The sequence below is a fragment of the Gaetbulibacter sp. NE genome (assembly GCF_025548475.1).
GTDB lineage: Bacteria > Bacteroidota > Bacteroidia > Flavobacteriales > Flavobacteriaceae > Gaetbulibacter_B > Gaetbulibacter_B jejuensis.
On the sequence record NZ_JAOQHY010000064.1, the window covers coordinates 1 to 244 of the forward strand.

Here is a 244-nt window from a genome sequence, read left to right on the forward strand (position 1 = left end):
CAAAAAGTGCTTTTACTGTCGGTAGGCATTTCGCTTGCAGCGAACCGCACCCAAAACTTCGCGTCGCAAAGCTCCTGTAATCGAAGCTTTTGTGCGCTATGCTTACGACAGCGGTTTTCCTGCGTTGCAGGAATGGGGTTTAGTTGGTGTGTGGTGTTTAGTTTGTAGTGTTTGGTGTTTGGTTGTTAGTGTTTGGTTTTTGGTTTTTGGTTTTGTAGTGATGTGTGCTTGTTCATTTTTGAGG

The 244-nt window shown here is 44.7% G+C and carries 1 protein-coding gene; it reads left to right on the forward strand.

The window, feature by feature from the left end; translation table 11 throughout:
• Positions 1–34: 34 nt before the first annotated feature.
• Positions 35–244: hypothetical protein (locus OD803_RS14575; RefSeq protein WP_262734095.1), on the forward strand; the 210-nt coding region annotated here is incomplete at its 3' end.